This is a genomic window from Nocardiopsis sp. SBT366 (genome assembly GCF_001083815.1).
In the GTDB taxonomy this organism is placed as follows: domain Bacteria; phylum Actinomycetota; class Actinomycetes; order Streptosporangiales; family Streptosporangiaceae; genus Nocardiopsis; species Nocardiopsis prasina.
Map to the genome: position 1 here is coordinate 1 of NZ_LAVM01000042.1, position 18,113 is coordinate 18,113.

At 66.7% G+C, this 18,113-nt stretch carries 17 protein-coding genes and 1 CRISPR repeat array; of the genes, 6 read left to right on the forward strand and 11 right to left on the reverse strand.

The annotated features are described in order from the left end of the window. The 3 genes from ADX84_RS14540 to ADX84_RS14550 all read right to left on the reverse strand — a co-directional run. The coding region (locus tag ADX84_RS14540) for a hypothetical protein (RefSeq protein WP_156208085.1) at nucleotides 1–236 on the reverse strand (236 nt) is incomplete at its 3' end. Further along, complete coding sequence (locus ADX84_RS14545; RefSeq protein ID WP_049573833.1) at nucleotides 233–1,192, reverse strand: peptidoglycan recognition family protein; 960 nt, start codon at nucleotides 1,190–1,192, stop codon at nucleotides 233–235. The genes ADX84_RS14545 and ADX84_RS14540, both read right to left, overlap by 4 nt. Nucleotides 1,193–1,206: 14 nt before the next feature. Next, on the reverse strand, nucleotides 1,207–1,506 hold the full coding sequence (locus ADX84_RS14550; RefSeq protein WP_049573836.1) for a hypothetical protein: 300 nt from the start codon (nucleotides 1,504–1,506) through the stop codon (nucleotides 1,207–1,209). A gap of 520 nt (nucleotides 1,507–2,026) precedes the next feature. Between ADX84_RS14550 and ADX84_RS26035 the strand changes: the two genes are divergently transcribed. The 6 genes from ADX84_RS26035 to ADX84_RS14575 all read left to right on the forward strand — a co-directional run bounded on the left by ADX84_RS26035 (nucleotide 2,027) and on the right by ADX84_RS14575 (nucleotide 7,604). Further along, nucleotides 2,027–3,580, forward strand: a complete 1,554-nt coding sequence (locus ADX84_RS26035; RefSeq protein ID WP_156208086.1) for a hypothetical protein — start codon at nucleotides 2,027–2,029, stop codon at nucleotides 3,578–3,580. A gap of 304 nt (nucleotides 3,581–3,884) precedes the next feature. Beyond that, entirely contained in the window at nucleotides 3,885–4,253 is a 369-nt protein-coding gene (locus ADX84_RS14555) for a hypothetical protein (RefSeq protein ID WP_049573839.1), read from the forward strand. Between the two features lie 137 nt (nucleotides 4,254–4,390). After that, nucleotides 4,391–5,161 carry a hypothetical protein gene (locus ADX84_RS14560; RefSeq protein WP_156208087.1) on the forward strand — a complete coding sequence of 257 codons (771 nt, stop codon included), beginning with the start codon at nucleotides 4,391–4,393 and terminating at the stop codon, nucleotides 5,159–5,161. A gap of 100 nt (nucleotides 5,162–5,261) precedes the next feature. Continuing rightward, nucleotides 5,262–5,483: a hypothetical protein gene (locus ADX84_RS14565; protein WP_156208088.1), complete on the forward strand. Its 222-nt coding sequence runs from the start codon at nucleotides 5,262–5,264 to the stop codon at nucleotides 5,481–5,483. Nucleotides 5,484–5,843: 360 nt separating this feature from the next. Next, nucleotides 5,844–6,914 (forward strand): hypothetical protein, encoded by a 1,071-nt coding sequence (locus ADX84_RS14570; RefSeq protein WP_156208089.1) that lies wholly within the window; start codon nucleotides 5,844–5,846, stop codon nucleotides 6,912–6,914. 69 nt (nucleotides 6,915–6,983) lie between these two features. Beyond that, a complete protein-coding gene (locus tag ADX84_RS14575) occupies nucleotides 6,984–7,604 on the forward strand; it encodes a hypothetical protein (protein WP_049573849.1) in 621 nt (206 codons plus the stop codon). A gap of 57 nt (nucleotides 7,605–7,661) precedes the next feature. Continuing rightward, nucleotides 7,662–9,521: a CRISPR direct-repeat array (repeat unit 29 nt; unit sequence CGGCTCACCCCCGCTCGCGCGGGGAAGAC). Between the two features lie 39 nt (nucleotides 9,522–9,560). On the opposite strand, the gene cas2e is transcribed toward ADX84_RS14575, so the two are convergent. The 8 genes from cas2e to cas3 are packed head-to-tail and all read right to left on the reverse strand — an operon-like array spanning nucleotide 9,561 to nucleotide 18,112. Then, nucleotides 9,561–9,872 (reverse strand): type I-E CRISPR-associated endoribonuclease Cas2e, encoded by a 312-nt coding sequence (cas2e, locus tag ADX84_RS14580; RefSeq protein ID WP_049573852.1) that lies wholly within the window; start codon nucleotides 9,870–9,872, stop codon nucleotides 9,561–9,563. A 41-nt stretch (nucleotides 9,873–9,913) separates the two neighbouring features. Continuing rightward, nucleotides 9,914–10,879 (reverse strand): type I-E CRISPR-associated endonuclease Cas1e, encoded by a 966-nt coding sequence (cas1e, locus tag ADX84_RS14585; protein ID WP_049573932.1) that lies wholly within the window; start codon nucleotides 10,877–10,879, stop codon nucleotides 9,914–9,916. Then, nucleotides 10,876–11,529, reverse strand: coding sequence for a type I-E CRISPR-associated protein Cas6/Cse3/CasE (gene cas6e / locus ADX84_RS14590; RefSeq protein WP_049573855.1), 654 nt, complete (start codon nucleotides 11,527–11,529; stop codon nucleotides 10,876–10,878). Before cas6e ends, cas1e begins: the two co-directional genes overlap by 4 nt. Next, nucleotides 11,526–12,392, reverse strand: coding sequence for a type I-E CRISPR-associated protein Cas5/CasD (cas5e, locus tag ADX84_RS14595; RefSeq protein WP_049573858.1), 867 nt, complete (start codon nucleotides 12,390–12,392; stop codon nucleotides 11,526–11,528). The genes cas6e and cas5e overlap by 4 nt, the downstream gene beginning before the upstream one ends. A gap of 2 nt (nucleotides 12,393–12,394) precedes the next feature. Next, complete coding sequence (gene cas7e, locus ADX84_RS14600) at nucleotides 12,395–13,552, reverse strand: type I-E CRISPR-associated protein Cas7/Cse4/CasC (protein WP_049573861.1); 1,158 nt, start codon at nucleotides 13,550–13,552, stop codon at nucleotides 12,395–12,397. 59 nt (nucleotides 13,553–13,611) lie between these two features. After that, on the reverse strand, nucleotides 13,612–14,292 hold the full coding sequence (casB, locus tag ADX84_RS14605) for a type I-E CRISPR-associated protein Cse2/CasB (RefSeq protein WP_049573864.1): 681 nt from the start codon (nucleotides 14,290–14,292) through the stop codon (nucleotides 13,612–13,614). Further along, the gene (gene casA, locus ADX84_RS14610; protein WP_369801084.1) at nucleotides 14,289–16,106 is read right to left on the reverse strand and encodes a type I-E CRISPR-associated protein Cse1/CasA; all 1,818 of its coding nucleotides are present in this window, start codon (nucleotides 16,104–16,106) and stop codon (nucleotides 14,289–14,291) included. Before casA ends, casB begins: the two co-directional genes overlap by 4 nt. Continuing rightward, the gene (gene cas3, locus ADX84_RS14615; protein WP_234003969.1) at nucleotides 16,043–18,112 is read right to left on the reverse strand and encodes a CRISPR-associated helicase Cas3'; all 2,070 of its coding nucleotides are present in this window, start codon (nucleotides 18,110–18,112) and stop codon (nucleotides 16,043–16,045) included. Before cas3 ends, casA begins: the two co-directional genes overlap by 64 nt. Between the last annotated feature and the right edge of the window lies 1 nt (nucleotide 18,113).

Below are 18,113 nucleotides of genomic sequence, written 5' to 3' on the forward strand. Positions count from 1 at the left end.
GGGTAGGTGGGGGTGCGGGTGGAGGCCAGCAGCAGCGCGCCAGCACGCTTTGACACGTGGACCTCGACCAGGCGAGCCAAGAGGTAGTAGCCCGCGCCGAGCCCGAACGTCGCCGTGACGACGGCCCAGGTGGCCAGGTCTGCATCGAGGAGCTGCACGGCGATGAGGACTGCGGCGCCGCTGAGCGCGAACGGCAGCGCTGTGCGCACCAGGGCCGCGGTCAGAGAGTGGTTCACCGCGGCCACGCGAAGACCTCAGCGGTGGCCCGGGTGATGGCGGCCTCGGCTTCTCCGAACTGGGCCAGCCGGATCCGCAAGCGCCGACCGGCGCCCAGGTTGCCCTTCCAGGAGTAGGTGAAGTGGCCGTTGCCGACCGCGTGCACCGGAGAGTCCAAGGGCCGGTTGCGGGCGACCCGCCAACCGCCGGCGCCGTCGGGTTCGTACTCGGTGGCGCGGATCTGAACCTCGGTGCCGGTGACCAGGCCTTCGAGGGTCACACCGACGGAGACGTCGTAGAGGGCTCCGTTCTTCTCCTCCACCCCGAGCAGGGAGAACAGGTCGCCGGCCTTGCCGTCGTGGCGCTCGTCGAAGCGAAGGGAAGCCCAAGTGCGAGGCTGGAGTGTCTGGCGGGAGTTCTTCTCGAACCTGCTGTGCTGGGGCACGTCGTCTTCCTCAAGAGGGCTGGGGGGCTGGGTGAAGGTGCCGGTGCGGATCAGCTCGTAGGCCCGGGTGCCGGGGCAGCTGGTGGCGATGAAGTCCCGGTGGCCCAGGACCGTTCCGGCGATGGAGGTGGCCGGTTCCATGAGCCACTGCCTGAGTTCCCGCACGGCGTTGATCTGGGCGGCGGTGATGCGGTCGTTGGGGCCGGTCGCCAGCGTCACGCTGTAGTGGGTGGTGTTCCCGCCGGGTTGGGCGGCCTGTGCGCGGTAGAGCCCGCGGCCTTCGAGGATGTGTCCTGTGGCGGCGGCCATGAAGCTGTAGCCCACATCACCCCAGCCTCGTTGGGGGCCGGTGTGGAAGTTTCGGGTGCGCTGCCAGTACGCGATGGACGCTTCCAGGCCACGGTCGGCGAGGTTCTGGTCGGCGCTGTCGTAGTGCACGACCAGCCCGGACTTGGGGTCGGCCAAGGAGGTAGGGCTGGTGCGGCTCCATCCGAGGTCGGAGCGGGAGATGTAGTTGGCGGGGCGAGGCACGGAGGCACCTCCTTTCAGTTCGTGAGCACCTGGAAGAGGAAGTTGATGATCAGCGTGAGAACGGCGACTGGAGTCCCGACGATCGCTGTGCCGTTGCGAAGCCTGCGGTCGACCTCGGCCTTGGTGACGAACCCAGGCTGGTTGTTGCGCATCTGCTCGACCTTGCCCTCAACCCGGTCGACCTTCTCGGCCAGCACGTCGCTCTGTTGCCGGACCACGCGCATGTCACCACGGATCTCAGCGAGGTTGGTGCGAACCTCCCCACGGAACTCAGCCATGAGCACCCGCAGCGCTTGGACGTCCTCAGCTGACACTGCCCCTCCTCGGTGATGCCTTGTAGCTATGTGATCACAACGGGTGATAGCTACTGGCTATTATGCGGGACCCAGAGGGATGGGGCCCGGACCTGGAGGGGTTCAAACCCGAGCCGTCGCGCGGACACAAGCGTTTGGGGTGACCGAGATCGGCCAGGGCCATCGGGGCCGAGGGATCTCTCACTAGGGTTCGGGTATGGACGACCCACCCAACTCGGCTGCTCTGCCTGATCCTGAACCAACATCGGAACAGGTCGAGCCCGAAGCTCCCGAATCAGGTTCCCCTCCAGGACGGCCTAAGATGCTCTCCGCGCCTAGGCTGAGCAGAGCTTCGGGGAGTGCACGGAGCCTCTTTGAACGAATTCTGCGCGGGACACCCAGCCTCCTCTACCGTTCGGCCGGATGGGGTCGAAGGTGGTCCCCACTTACCAGCGTTCGTGCACGGGAGACCATCCAGTCCGCCGCCAAGTGGTTGAAAGACCGGCTCGTCGCCCTAGTTCTCTCTGTTCTCGGAGCAGGCTTGGCCCTGTGGGCGGCGGGGCCTACCCTGCTGCGAGCACTGCGGCGCGTGTGGGCAATGCCGGGCGCGGACACGATCACATGGACATTGATCGGACTGACCCTGTTGGGCGTTGGCCTGCTATGGAAGCGTCGAGCCCGGGCCGGGGGCTGGATCGAGGAAGGACCTGCCTTCGCGGTGATCCTTACGGCCTGGGTTGCCGCAGCAGCCATGAGCGGGTTGGCCTTCTTCTTCATGTGGTGGGTTTTGGGGATGTCACCCCTGCCAACCCCGGGAACGCTGACCCCCAAGAACTTCGAGCAGCTCGCGGTGAGGGCGATCGGCGCGGTAGCCATCTTGGGGACCGTCGCTGTGTTGGTGCTGAGCTATCGAAAGCAGCGAACCTCTGAGAGGGAGAGCGATCGGGATGACACCCGCCTGTTCACCGAACGCTATGCGAGCGCGACCGCTCAGCTCTCCCACGAAGGCCCAGCCTCACGTCTTGCTGGGGTCCAGGCCATGGCACATCTGGTTGACGACGCACCAAAACCAGAACTCGCTCAGATGGTCATTAGTGCACTATGTGACTTTGCTTCGACATCGAACTTTGGACCCGATTCCCTCCAGGGAGACAGTGAGCAAAGCGCAGAACATAAGCTGGAAGAGAAAGTGTCCAGAAGAGTTTTCTCTGTGATAGCAGAGCGCCTTTCGAGCGACAGCGGAAATAATCCTTGGCAAGGGAAACATTACGAGTTTCACGGCGCTCAACTCCCTTCCGCGATAATTCGATCAGCCAAGTTCCTGGGCTGCAATGTCACATTCACCGGATCGTCCATCACAAGCCACACCCTGATCTTCTCCGACATAGAATCTCGTGAATCAACCTTCATCTTCCAAAACGTCAAGATTTCATCAGGACGACTAGTAATTACCGGAGACCACGAAGACGCAACCTTTCGATTCATCGACTGCGCAGTTGATCATGATTCATCCATTAAAATTAAGGGGGAACACAGTAGAACGAAACTCCACATCGCCCACTGTCGCATCATTGGGAACTTTAGCCTCCAGGGGGCAGAGTTTCGAGATTCAAGAGTCCAGTCCCATGCGACGCAGATCGGTGGCCGCTTGGACCTTGGCGCGCGCTGGGAAAATTCGAAATTTCACTACACATACGATCCCTTCGAATCCGGAGATGAAGAAGCATGGCCGCCCACGATTAGCTTCGCAGGAGCGGCTCTCGTGGACAGTGAAGCTAGCATCCGAGGATTGACTTCCGGGACCCTGAACATCTCCTCTGCAAAACTCGAGAGAAGCAAATTCGGGGTATTTCTCTCTGACTTCAGAGACGCCGAACTATCAGCCAAAAACTTGACCTGCGTAAGATCCACTTTGGATTTCAGCAACACTCGATTCGGAAAGAATCGAGCCAGCTTTATCAACTCCACCTTTGAAGAAAGCACAGTGGACTTCACACGATCTAGCGGAATTAGGCCCCTTGGATTGCCCGACAACCTCCCGGATATTCGTCTGCCCGCAGCGTGGCGGGCCGAATCCGAACCGCTACAGTTCTAGGATCGAAGTTGTGAGCACACAAATTTTTGAGGTCGGGTACATCAAGGACGGCCGGGCGGTCATGCACCGCGTGGGCGCGGCGAGCACGGATGCGGTGTCGGCCCTGGACCCGGAGCCAGTGGAGGTAGCCGACCTGGCGGGAAGCGCGGGGGTGGCAGTGGCTGAGGTGAGGCCGGGGAGTCGATGGGTGACGACGCCACGCGGGTGGCGCCCTACTTGACGGCGACTACTTTTGTTGTCATGGATGTGGGCGTCGGGAGGGCAACCCCGGCGCCACCTGCAACAACTCACTTTGGAGACCGCTATGACCCGCATCCAGACCAGCACCGGCCGCCGTAACGACCTGACCGAGGCTCTCAAGCGCACCTGCATCGTCCTGGTGCACCAGGGCATCGATGCCGGCATCCCCGAGGAGCGGGAGACCTCGCTGGAGACCTGGGCGCAGATGCTCTGGCAGATCGCTGACACCTTCGACGCCCAGGCGCACCCGGCGCCCGACACCCACCTGCTGGTGAAGGCGCTGCGGGAGTGGTCGCACGCCGCGCGCCGCAGCATCGAGGGAGACGGGATCGGCCAGGCCGGGTTCGACGCCCACATGCTGGCGCACGTCAACGCGCTCGGCGAGTGGGAGACCCGACGCATCGCTGCTCAGGTCACCGCTGCTTCCATCTGACCTTGTACATGCCGATGGCCCGGTCCTGGGTGTGCGCCTCGGGCCGGGCCATCGTCGCGCTCGGGGATACCGACCCGGTTGGGGGTCGGGGGCAACACCCCGCGCGCCTCACTTTGGAGACCCACATGGTAACCCCCATGCGCACACCCCCGCAGGAGACCACGCTCGCTGAGTATGCCGGCGCGCGCGGGCTCGATCTCGGTGAGCTCACCGATTGGGCCTCGGCCCATCCTCCTCTTCCGCAGGAGGTCGGGGGTCGTGACGGCGACCCCACCTACCGGCTCGTGGACTTGGATGTGGCCCGCGGTGGCACCGTCACCATCACGGACTTCGCCGCAGAGCACGACCTGCCCGAGCGCCAGATCAAGATGAGCTGGCCGAAGTGGCACCCTGAGGTGTTTCCTCCTGAGGTGGGCACGCTCAAGCGTGGGCATGGTGTGCTCAAGCTCTACCCCCGTATCCCCCTGGAGTTGATCCGCGCCGAGATCGCAGCTGGCCAGACGCAGGCGGAGTTCGCCGAGCGCGTGGGGGTGTCGGTGGAGACCGTGCGGCGCACCTGGTGGCGGCGCTTTCCCGAGCTGCAACCGGAGCCGATCGGGGCGAGGTCGAAGACCAGCGTGTATCGGATCGGTGATATGGAACGGGTGCGTCGTGCGTGCCAGGGGTTGCCAGTGGAGCCTGCGGGTTCACCGGAGGATCTGCTGACGTGGGATCAGCTGGTCTCGTACTTCGCTGAGGCGGCTGGGCGGGCTCCGGGTGCCGGGCGGGAGGCGATGCAGCGTCGCCGGGCCCAGGGGGTGTGGCCTCTGGGTGTGGTTGGGGCTGATGGGGTGGAGCGGTGGCGGCGAGGTGAGGCTGAGCAGGTGCAGGCGGAGTTGACGGCGCGGGGTGGTCTGGCGCGCGGTTGAGGGGTGGGGCGCGTTGCGGCGCGCCCTTCTCTTCACCCAGCTGCAAGCTACTACTTTAGATGTTATGGTTTTCCTATCGGCACACCCGAGGAGGAAATGAATGGCAAATCTCGCTGGCTTGAATGGCGGACAGGTCTCCGAGCTGCGCAAGGCATGGGACGAGGCTGACAACTTGCGCTCGCTCACCAACACCGTCTACTGGGACGACCGCGAGATGCGCCAGGAAGCATACGAGGCCGCCGACCAGTTCACCGCCCTGTGCACGGCGTACGGCACCACCGAGAACGCTGCCATCGACTACTTCACGGCCAACCGCAGCTAGAGGGGATGCCGCCTTGTACAGGATCATCACACCCGACGCGAAGAGCTTCCCCGTGTCCCTGGAGTGGACCGACATGGGAGGGAAGAGACTGCTAGTGGCAACCCACCCGCGCAGCGCCGGATGGACAGCCAACGCTCTTCGCGCAGCCTCTGAGATCACGGTGGAAAGTACGGGCCCCGGCCCCTGGAAGGTCGATCGCACCGCCACTTCGTTCACAGTCTCCTGCCTCGGGAGCGGCGCCAACGGGTGCGTGTTCGTCAAAATCCTGGACTTTAACTCGCTGCCCTTCAATACCACATCCATGCCCGAAAATGACTAACTACTTTTGATGTCTTGGTTTGTTCTACTGGAGGTTTCATCTTGACTCTCAGTACCGTGTTCACCACCACCAGCGCGGCCCTGCTGCGCGCCTTGTCCGCCACCGAGGACATGCGTCTACTGATCCACCACGGGCGGCTGCTCACCACGCTCAGCGCGCTGCGTTCCACCACCACGACCAAGGCCGCCGACGCCACACCGGTCAGTCTGGTCGTGGACGAGCGGGGCCGCCCGTCCCTGGCCTTCGCCGGATACACCATGCCCCTGGAAGACATGCCGGTAGAGGACTACCCGACCCTGCCCTCTGTCCCTGAGGTCGTGGCCAGGCTGAGCTCGGGCGCCTACATCGACGCGCTCGGACGTGTGGCCCCGTCCGCCGGTACTGACGACACCCTGCCCATGCTCACCGGCGTGAACGCGGTCATCAACGAGAGCGGAGAGTGCCTGTTGGAGGCCACTGACCGTTACCGAGTGGCTCAGGCGACCGTGGTCACCACGGGTGTCGCGGTCCCAGGCACCTACAACATGCCCGCTCGCGCGCTGGTGGGTCTGGCCAAGCACATCAGCGCGGACTCCGAGCTGTCGATTCTGGCCAACGAATCGTCTCTCCCTGGCATCGACCGACTCGTCTACGGGGGGATCAACGCGGACGGCATCACCTACGTCACCACGCTGCTGGCCGGGGAGCTCCCTGCCCTGGACGCGGTCATCACGAAGTCGGTGCCGTTCGGTTCCATCACGGTGGAGACCAAGGCTGTGGTCAAGGGAGTCAAGGCCGCCGCGAAGCTCACCAGTTCCGCCACCGGGCACTCCGCCGCCACGGCCCCGATCGAGCTGCGGGCACACCAGAACGGTGTGGAGATCGCTCCCCAGTCCACGGTCCCGGGGGCGCGGGCGACCGCTCCGGTGCACACCGGACAGGTCAGCGGCCTCCCAGAGCACCGGCTCGTCAATTCCGCGTTGCTCGCCGAAGGGGCGCGCGCGGTCGGCGCTGACCGGGTGAGCCTGCACTACGCGGCCAAGGAAGTTCTTCTGCTCACCGCCGCCGGAGAGCACCCGAGCGACCCCGGCGTCTTCCGCTACTTGCTCAAGTGCATGCGCACCGGCGCCTGATCCTCATGCCCGAACCCTTGGGCCGCCCCCTCCCGCTACGGGGGCGGCCCCTGACCCCCAGGAGACACAATGACCACCTTCGCCCCCGGCACCACCGTGTTGGCCCCCTCTACCCGCCCCATCGAAGGGGCGGTCACGATGCGCCGCGCACGCGTCGCCACGCACATCACCGCGCCCGGCCGAGCCCCCGGCTACCTGGTCGTCTTCGAGGACGGCCAGCGACGCCACGTGACCGCCGGACAGGTCCTGGACGCCCCCGCCCCGTACCCGACCGATTCCCACCTTCACGGGGTGGCACTGCGCGCGGCCACACGCACCAGCCGGGTCCCGGGCCGTGTCAGCGCGATGGTGCGCGCCGTCGCGGCCACCGGCCAAGAGCAGCACGAGCGCACCTACACGAGCGACCCCGGCCAGACCGAGCTGCGCCGACTGATCCTGGGCCGCGCCGCGCACCGGCTCGCGACCGCTCTGGAGTACACCCAGCAGGCCATCAACGAGCCCGAGCTCACCGAGCACCTGAACGACCTGGACCAGATCGGGGTGAACCACCGCGCGTGCGCCTACGACCTGTCCCAGGAAGCCCTGTCGCTGTCCATGGTCGCCGAGGACGTACTGGCGCTGGTGAAGAAGCGGACCGAGATCGCCACCACGATGAACACCTACCTGGAAAGTCACGCCCATGAGGACTGAGCCCTACTCCCCCATTCCCGCCCAGCACATCCCCGAACTGCGCCACACCCTGGTCGACGGCTCACCCCCGCTCGCGCGGGGAAGACCGAACGCGACCCACATCGGGATCCAGGTGATGCGGCTCACCCCCGCTCGCGCGGGGAAGACCCAGGTGTCGACGGTGTCCGGGCTGACGCCCACGGCTCACCCCCGCTCGCGCGGGGAAGACGCGATGGCCTCCTCGGGCAGGTCCGGGGTGGTCGGCTCACCCCCGCTCGCGCGGGGAAGACGCCGCCGTCATCGACGACGCCCGGGACGCCACCGGCTCACCCCCGCTCGCGCGGGGAAGACTCACCCGGCACCCGGAACTGGATCTGCCAGATCGGCTCACCCCCGCTCGCGCGGGGAAGACTCGACCAGGGCCTCACGCTGAGCGGTGAGCGTCGGCTCACCCCCGCTCGCGCGGGGAAGACACGTAGTCGTTGGAGGTCGAGGACAGGTAGAACGGCTCACCCCCGCTCGCGCGGGGAAGACTGGATCATCGGCACCCTCGTCACGCTGTGGGACGGCTCACCCCCGCTCGCGCGGGGAAGACTGGGTGCGCTGGTTCGACGCGATGGAGGAGATCGGCTCACCCCCGCTCGCGCGGGGAAGACAAGGCCAGCGACATCCGCCGGGACCTCCACAACGGCTCACCCCCGCTCGCGCGGGGAAGACCTGCGCGGTCTGCTCAACGTGGACGAACACCACGGCTCACCCCCGCTCGCGCGGGGAAGACCTGGTCCGCACCCTGATCGAGCACCATGTGCCCGGCTCACCCCCGCTCGCGCGGGGAAGACCTGCGCGGTCTGCTCAACGTGGACGAACACCACGGCTCACCCCCGCTCGCGCGGGGAAGACCTGGTCCGCACCCTGATCGAGCACCATGTGCCCGGCTCACCCCCGCTCGCGCGGGGAAGACCTGCGCGGTCTGCTCAACGTGGACGAACACCACGGCTCACCCCCGCTCGCGCGGGGAAGACCTGGTCCGCACCCTGATCGAGCACCATGTGCCCGGCTCACCCCCGCTCGCGCGGGGAAGACCTGCGCGGTCTGCTCAACGTGGACGAACACCACGGCTCACCCCCGCTCGCGCGGGGAAGACCTGGTCCGCACCCTGATCGAGCACCATGTGCCCGGCTCACCCCCGCTCGCGCGGGGAAGACTCCTCGCCCGCCACCACCCCGACGTGCCGAACTGGCTCACCCCCGCTCGCGCGGGGAAGACTTGGCCAGGTCGATGCCGACCACGAACGCGTCCGGCTCACCCCCGCTCGCGCGGGGAAGACGTCTGTTCGCGGCGGGGGCGGGGCGCGGTCGTGCGGCTCACCCCCGCTCGCGCGGGGAAGACTTCACAGACCCGTTCTGTGCTGATTTGGGTAGCGGCTCACCCCCGCTCGCGCGGGGAAGACACTGCCGCTGGTCAGCCAGTCACACCAAGGAACGGCTCACCCCCGCTCGCGCGGGGAAGACCACGATCGCGTTGGCCTACGTCGATGAGGCGACGGCTCACCCCCGCTCGCGCGGGGAAGACCACGATCGCGTTGGCCTACGTCGATGAGGCGACGGCTCACCCCCGCTCGCGCGGGGAAGACGAACGAGCGGGCACCACCGTGGCCGGGCAGGCCGGCTCACCCCCGCTCGCGCGGGGAAGACGGATCCGGCGGGCTGCGGCGGGAACACGGCCGCGGCTCACCCCCGCTCGCGCGGGGAAGACCCGCCGCACAGCGTCCCGGAGTTCGTCCACCGCGGCTCACCCCCGCTCGCGCGGGGAAGACCAGGGCCCCGGCAGGTTCTGGGGTTACTGGCACGGCTCACCCCCGCTCGCGCGGGGAAGACAGCATCCAGTTCCGCCATGCCTGCGACCAGTCCGGCTCACCCCCGCTCGCGCGGGGAAGACACTTCCCGACCTGCACTATTACAAGGCCGTGCGGATTTGTTACACCCCGGGCGGATGTCTCTGCTGCCACTCACTGAACGCGATCAGAGTCATACCATCGAAGTCGATAGGAACACGTCGGCGATGCCCCGCCATGCGAATCTCAAACCCTTGCTCGTTGTCAGCAGAGTAGAGAAGAACAGCCACACCCTCACCCACGCAGGCGCTCGTGGCCTCCCACAATTCACGGCGTACACGGGCGGAGACCGTCCCGACGTAAAGTTCGGGGGTGACTTCCAAGAGCCACCGCGTGAGTGCGCCTCTGAGGTGGTCAGGGATAGCCGTCGCACTGATGGCAATCATGTTCGCCATGTTCAGTCGCCTCCTTGTTCACCGAAGGGGCCAACGTGTGTTCACCACTGGTCGGAGCTGTGGTTGATGGCTCCGGGAACCGAGCCAGAGATGGGATCCCAAAGGTCCACAACCTGTTCTTCAAGGTCAGGCGTGGTCACATCGGCTTGCGGGCGCAGGAGTAGCTGGATATCGGCGACGATGCGCGGTAGCAGCGCGAAAAGGCGCAACTCCTCCCTGAACTGCACCCTGGCCCGCTGTTCCGGGTTGGACGAAGCATGCAGGGAGAAGGCCAAGGGGATGGTCAGTTCGGCCTTGTACAGGTCGGCGACGTCGTAGATGAACGCCTGTTGGTTGCCGCTGTGAATGAACCCAAGGGCGGGAGAGCAGCCGAGCGCCACCACCGCTGCGTGCACGATGCCATAGAGGCAGGTGTTGGCGGAAGACAGGGCCCGGTTGACGGGGTCCTGCTCGTCCCAGTCCTCGGGATCGTAGGAGCGTTTGAATCGGGCTAGCTTGTATTGCTGAGCGAAGAGTCGATACAGAGCCCTGACACGTTGGCCCTCCATGCCCCGCAACTGGGCCACGTTCTTGTCACCAGCGACGACGCCGGGCCCGAATCGCCGTTCGTACATTCTTTTGGCAACGGCCAATCGTTCGGTGTCATCGGCCCAAGCTCGGACTTGGTGCTCCAACCAGGTAGTGCTCAATGAGCTGGGAACCATGGCCGAGTAGGTACGTACACCACCGGAACCACTGATCAGGACCGTGGTTCCGTGGCGAGCGAAGGCGGTCAGTGCCCGCGCCGTGATGGAGGTTCCCGGCCCCAGCAGTACACAACTGAGTGCCGCTGTGGGCAGGTAGACCAGTTCTTTGCCACGCTCTTCGGTTTCAACTTGAGCGCAGATCCCGGTGTCGTCCTGGTATACGCGCACGATGTCCAGGTACAGGAAGGACAGCGAGTCGGCGATACGGGGAAGCATCGCCACGGTGGGTGCCGCCAGGCGGTGTCGCGCGTTCTTGCTCATTGGGGCCCGCGTGCGGGAGCGAGGCTGAGCAGCCCGCACCCGTAGGCCTTGCCGCGGCCAATACCTGTACCGGTGCGTTCCCGCAGCAACGACGCGTCGATGATCTGCGCGGTGCCTTCGAAGAGGGTGCGGGCGTGGCGGATCTGATGCTTGCCCTCTTTGCGTTCACCGCGTGCGGCGTCCAAGACTTGGGATCGAAGACGGTGGATACGCAAGCCGGAGGCCTCGGCCTGCCGGGTCCACCACTCATCCGCGGCCTTTCCCTCCAGGGCCAGGACCGAGCCGACCTTGTCCTTGGCTCGGGTGGTGTGACCAGGACGACGTACGGCGTTGGCGGCGATCCGGTAACGCACGTACCGGCCCGGTTCCAGTGCGCTCATCAACGGACCCAGGTCTTTGCTCTGCCCCGTCCCGTAATCCCCGGGCAGACGACTCAGCTCCGGTTCGCGGTTGCTCTGCAAGAACACCTGGGGCCCTCCGGGGGTGTCCTCGACACGGAAGAGCACACCGAAGGTCTTACGGGCCTCAGAGCCGACGCCGTCCGGGAACAAAGACATGAGGCGATGATGCATCCCCACTGCGCTGGACAGGTCTCGGCGTGCTTGACGTGAACTCTGGTCGAGCCGGATCCGGGTGATCCAGTGCGTCATGGGTTGATCCTTTCGTCCTCTGGTCGCTTGTGCTGGTGCAGGTAGGAGTCGATGGCCTGGAGGTAGTTCACTCCCAGCCCCGCGTATCGGTGCTCGGGCAGGCGAAGCTCACGCCGATAGAGGGGGCGCGTGCGATAGGAGCGGTGGTCGGTGTGGAAGGTGCGGGGGTCATCGTCGATTTCTCCACTGGGGTCGGCTCCACTGGCCGCGTGAGCGTCCACCTGGTGCTCGGCGGTGGTGGGCAAGCGCGTGTCCAGCGGCGCATCGCCGTAGAAGAGGACGTGGGCGCCGTCGGCCCGTGGGGTGTGGTCGCGCGTGCGGTGCAGGGGCAGGTGCACCAGGTGTTGCCAGGGGGCCAAGGTGTGTCCGAGGAAGTGCGGCCCGGTGGGCGGGCAGGAGCGCCGCCCCAGGTAGGGCGCCCACCGGGGGGCACGTAGCGCTTGCGCGCAGGCGTGGACCAGGTCAGCGTCTTCCTGTGACGCGGTCAGGGCCACGGTGAATGCGGCGTCTTGAAGGTAGGAGCGGTGGGAGAGCAGGGTGGCCTGCTTGGTGCCGCGTTTCCTTCCTTCGGCGGTGGTGACGGTCTCCTTGGCTGGCAGTCCACCACCGACGGTGTGCAGGTCGCGGAGCACGTGCCCAGGTCGGTCGGCACGGACGGTGAGGGAGAGTCGCCTCAGGTCGTCGACAGGTTCGTCGCGGCGGCGGCCCAGGGCGGAGCTGAGCAGGCCCAGGACCCCGGAGCGGGTGGGGAACAGGGCGGTGTCGCGTTCGTTGTAGTGGCTGCGCTGTCCCCAGGATTGCAAGGGTCCGGCCAGGTGTAGGAGCAGCCCGGGGGTGGGCTCGTTGGGGGGTTGGTCGTTCATGATTACTGCTCCGTGGGCAGGGCTGCGTCGAGCGCGTGCTGGATGAGGGCGTCCAGGGAGTCGTGCTGGTCGCCCAGGCCCTGCAGTGATGCGGTGTGCGTGCCGGTCCACCCGCTTTGGAGGAGTCCGCGTGCGCCGAGCATTCGGTGTGCGGCCGTGGCGTATTCGGTCAGTTTGGTGATCGAGGGGCGGGCGTAGCCTCCGTCGCGTCCGACCGGGACGGGTTCTTCGAAGGCGGCGGCGAAGGAGACGGGCCGGTCCGAGCGCACCACGAGGTGTGCCACGTCAGGGATGGTGTGCGGTGCGGTGGCGGTCTTCTTCGCCTGGGGGATCGACAGGATGAACGCCTCCAGGAAAGCAGCCGTCAGTTCCTTGGCCGAGGCGTGGTCTCCCTTGAGGTTGCGCAGGAGGTCGTCCAGGTCCACGGTCGCGTACCGGTAGAACACGCCAGCACTGAACTCAGTGTTGCCCATGTGCGCGCTACCGGTGGTGTCCTGCCAGGCGTCGGTGATGTCGTCCACTGCGGCGAAGTAGTCGATTTCGGTGTCGGTGGCGTGGGTGGTGAAGGCGTGTGCGGCCTGCACGGCTCCGTCCACACCCGCGTCGTCGATTTCGGCGAGCATCCGACCGAAGAGGTGGATGACGCCGTTGGTGGAGCGCAGTACCCTGTCGATCTCCTCCTTGGGCAGGACGCTCTTGCCTGCCTTCTTCATGTCGGAGGCCTTCTCGATGGTCTCCCGGTGCGCTTCGGCTAGGTCCGCGAGTTCGGTGATGGCGGGCGCGGGCACGTACACCATGGCGTTGGTGGACCAGGCCGGGACGTCCTCATTGGGCGCCTCGGCCTTGATGCTGGATCCGGTCGCGATGTGCTGACCGGCACGGCGGGCCAGATCCTGGGGCCACTTGCGGTCTTGGGACAGGACCTGTTCGACCGCCTCCCCGATGCGTCGGGTGCGCACCGCAGCTTGGCCGGTGATGCGCTGGAAGTCGGTCCGGGTGGCGCGCTTCCAGCTCTGGCTGCTGACCCGCGTGCGCGTCCTGCCGCCGAATTCGACCTGCTTGACCGAGTTGGTGTCGTCGCGGTTGAGGTTGGCGTAGGGGATGCTCTGGAGCAGGTGGATGTCGATGAAGCGTCCGGGGACGCGCGGGTTGTGGTCCATGGGGGTTCTCTCTTTCGCGATGCGGAGGGTGTACGGACTCGTGGTGGCCAAAGGTCTGGTCAGGTGCCGGGTACCGGGGTCGGGGAGGTGTGGTCGTCGGCTTGTTGGGCGGCTTGGCGCTCGTCGGCGAATCGGGCCCGGTAGAAGTCCTGGAGCCAGCGTCGGGTGACCCCCCCGCGGTGGCGCTGCCATTGGCGCAGCTCGGTCAGCAGCCGGGCGTAGTCGATGTCCACCTCGGCGTTTTGGAGTTGCCGGACGGTGGAGGGCAGGTGGCGGTGCAGGCCCTCGACGCTCTGTTTGGTCAACAGGGTGATGCGCGCTTCGGCCGCACTTTGCCTGATGCCCTTTCTGGTTCCTTGGGCGACCGCCTTGGCCAGGGTCGCGCCCAGGCTCGTGCCGTAAAGGCCCTGGTCATCGCAGCGTTTGCGCGCGGTGGCGAGCTGGTCTGAGGGGAGCAGGGCGATCATGGACGCGACCGCGTAGTAGTGGCGTTGGACGTCTTCTTGTTGGATCACCCAGTCGGGGAGCAAGGGGCCGACGATGCGGTGCATGCGCGGAACGCGGTCCGGGGGCTTGCCCAGGCCGCTGCGCAACGCCGCACGAGCGCCGCGGTCCTCGGCGCACCGTTGCATGATCTTGCCTACGAAGGCGCGCGCGGCGACGGTCGCGTTCGAGGGGGCCTCGGGGGCCGGGGCGGCCTGCGGGAGGGTGTCCGGAGTGGGCCGGTGGTGCTCGCTCATGCTGTCCTCTTCTTCTTGGGGGAACCCCCGTACAAGTCGATGCGGGCCTGCTCCCGTGCTCGTGCGCCGCGGGCGATGGTGGCCACGGGGGCGGTGGCCTCGTCGTAGGCTCGCTCGGCGAGACGTCGGAAGGCGGCTGGCATGTCGTCCCAGTCGCGGGTGCGCAACCGGCGCCAGAACTCGGTCTCGGCGGCGGGCCAGTACCGTGCGGCTGCTTTGCGGGACCAGGCGCAGGGGGCGAGCTTGGAGGCGTCGGTGTACAGCATCCAGGCGCGTTTGGTGGCGGTGTCGAGCCTGCGTCCGGCGCGTTCGCCCCACCACTGCATGTGCTCCACATGGCGGGTCTGGTCGATGTCGAGGTCGCGTCGCTCCATCAGGTCCAGGACCGGGGGTGTGGAGGCGGAGACGAACTGTCGGTCCTTGGCCTGGCCGTCCTGGTCGAAGCCCAGCGACCTGACCTTCATGGTTTCCGAGGGTGTCTCGGACAGCAGTTCGGCGGCGGTGGTGAAGATGGTCGGGCGCCGTGCCTGGCGCTCCCCCACCGCGTCCAGGCGCAAGAGCGCGTCCATGTCGCGCCACAGTGCCCGGTCCGATTCGGCAGGCCGCGGGTAGGGGTTACCGTCTTTGCTGATCTGCCAGATGAGGTAGTCGTCGCCGCGCGGCATCTTGTTGCGATAGGCCCAGGTGACGTAGGCGTTGGCGGTGTGCTCGCCGTCGGCGTCGGGTGTGAGTAGCAGGGCGTGTTGGGAGCGGGCGGTCAGGCCCGAGCAGGGTCCGTTGATGAGCTCTCGCGGACGGAGTGGATCCGGTAGCTCAGGCCATTCCCAGGGGCACAGGTCCTGGGTGGGGTCGACGGTGGCGGAGGGTCGGGGGACGCCGGCCAGCAGGCTTTCGAACAGCGACTTCCCTTCCGGGTGGTAGGACAGGGTGCCGCGCAGGGGGCCGGCGCTGGTGTTGCCAGCGCTGACCTCGCCGACGGTGCGGATCGCGCAGGTGCCGGAGGGGCCGTAGTAGTTCCAGATCAGGAGGTGGAGCAGGGCCTGATCGGAGGTGGGCAGTGAGGGGTTGTGAGGGCTGGCGTGGGAGAACCAGGAATGGTTGCCGCCGGAGGGGCGGGTGGTGATGAGCTTGTTCACGCCGGCCGGTTTGGTGCACTGTGTGCTCAGCCGCGCGTCCTGCAAGAAGGGCCGCTCCGGATGGTAGAGCCAGAAGCGCTCGGAGTACCGGTCGAGGTAGGCGTCGATGCTGTGCTCATCGAACCGGCCCCTTTCGAGGATGTCGAAACGCCGAACGTCCCAGGAGGACGCGGCCCTCTCCCCCGGTTGGCGGTGGTCCAGGCCGGTGATCCGCAGGGTCAGCGCGTACAGGACGCGCATCATGGCTGAGGCGGCTGGGGGCAGGGGGATGGCCAGGTTGCTGATCTCGTGGGCGTGCACGAGCAGGTCCCTGATTCCGAGGAGTTCGGGGCGTTGCGGTGCGGTGGCGTCCGGGTGCCACCGCACCGGTACGCAGGGTCGGGTCGTGAGAGGGAATCGCGGATCTGGCGAGGTCATCACACCTCCGAGGGGTGGGCTAGAGTCGGGTCCCTCCCCGCGCACATGACGGGGGTGAGCCGATGGCGTGCTGGAAAATAGCCCCAGACGGCCGTTCCTCCCCGCGCGAGCGGGGGTCTCGCCCCGCCTCAGGACCCTGAGGCGGGGCGACTTCTCGCACTGTAGCAAGATGGCCTGCTGGAAGTGGGGGCTTTTGGTTACTTCTTTTCCAGGCCTACGTCGGAGAGCTCCAACTGGTGCTCGCCGACCGTGCAGACCCATCGGTTGGTGGCCTGTGGGCGCATCGGCAAGAGCACGAGGTCGGCAAGGGCGGGGCGTCTGGTCCAGGGGGTGGGGGGCTCATGGGAGGCGTTGCGCCCTTGGAGCCAGCGCCCGGGGACGGGGATGCTGTGGCGGGCCACCAGGACGGCTTCCTCGCGGGTGAGTCCTCGCCTCTGCCCGGGGAGCCCGACCTGGCCCTGGGGGTCGAGGGTGAGGGTGCCATCGGGCTGGGTGTAGGCGCAGACCGCCCGGCCCGAGTCGGCGCCCAGGCGGGTGGTGATGAGTTCCTCGTCCACCGGGTGCGAGCCCTGGTTGCTCAGATCGGCCAGGTCCATCAGGTCATAGGGCGCGGGGATGAGCACCATCTGGGCGACGTGGTGTTCAGCCTGTTCCTGGGCGTGGCGCGTTCCGTCGTGGTTGGTGAGTGCGGTGCGCTCGTCGGGGCTGTCCAGGCGGTCGGCGAAGTCGTCGGCGTAGACGGCGTCGATGAGTTCCTGCACATCCTGGGGGATGTTGATGCCGTGCTCGGCTCGGTCGGCGAGGATACGACCGGTGCGCAGCAGCAGTGAGGTGTCATGGACTTTGCCCCAAGTGCGGGGTGGCTCGAGAGTTCCGTCGTTACCCACGGGTTCCAAGACCATGAGTCGGGGGGTCTGGCCCATCCCCGGGGATCGATCCTGGCGCGCGTGGCGCATGCAGCGCCCGGCGCGCTGCAGGAGTTGTGCCAGTGCGGCCGCATCGCTGATCACTTGGTCGAAGTCCAGGTCCAGGGATTGCTCGACCACGGAGGTGGCGACCAACACAGCGGGGGCTGGGCGACGACCTGGGGGGTCGTCTGGACCGGGTTTACCGAACATGGCCTCGACGTCATCGGTGATGCGTGCTCGCTGCCAGGCGGGGTAGCGCGAGTGCAGCAGGCGCAGGTTGTCACCGGCGTTCAGGGCTGGGAAGGACGCGTTGAGGAACCTGTAGGTGCGCTGGGCCTCCTCGACCGTGGTGCAGCAGACCAGCACACACCCGTCGGCGGCCAATACCGGGGCCACGAGGCGCAGGAGCGTGTGTCGGCGTGTGCCCGGTTGCGGTGGTTGGTGGTCGGCTTCGGTGACGTCCCAGCGCACCTGATGGGTCTGGATCTGCAGGCGACGCTGTCTGCTGCTGGGGACCTGGCGCGGGGTTGTGAGGCGACCGGTCGTGGCATCGACGTAGACCCATCCCGGGTAGGTGGGCTGGATCTGTTGGGGTTCGAAGTGGTGGGCGCCCCGACGGTAGGCCTCGACCAAGGACGAGGCGGTCCGACCCGCCAGGGTCGCCGAGAGCAGGATGACCGGCGCGCCCAGAGCACCGAGCCATTCCAGGAGCCGCACGAGCAGGGAATGCATCCAGGGACCGTAAGCGTGCGCCTCGTCGACGATAAGTACCTTGTTGGCCAGACCCAGCAGGCGCAGCATGTTGAAGCGTGCGGGCAGTACCGCGGTCAGTGCCTGATCAATGGTTCCGGTCGCCAGGGGCGCCAGCAGCCCCCGCCGGGAAGTGTTCAACCAACGTCCCGCCTCGGTGCGAGTGCGGGTCTCCTCGGTGATCACCGCGTTTGAAGCCTCGGGGGTACGGTCGGCCGCCAAGGGCTGGGCGAGCCAGGACATGCTGTGCACCAACGTGAGCGCTGTGTCTCCGACCACGTTCGCCCCGATGAAGTCACGGACACGTCGGTGCATGGCGTCGGCGGTGGCCATGGTGGGCAGAGCGAAGAGCAGACCCGACGCTCCCGAAGCCCGGGCCATGATTCCCGCTGCGTGGAGCGCGGCCTCGGTCTTGCCGTCGCCGGTGGGCGCGGTGATCATGAGCAGGCCGCCCCCTTTGCCCGCCAGGTCGGGGAGCCGATCGGCCAGGTCGGCTTGGAGCTGGTTGGGTGTGGAGATGTGGGGGAACTGGTCCGCGAAACTGCGGTCAGGGAAGGTAGCGCGTCCCAGGCGTGCGCGTTGGACGATGTCGGGGGCTCGTTGGACCATG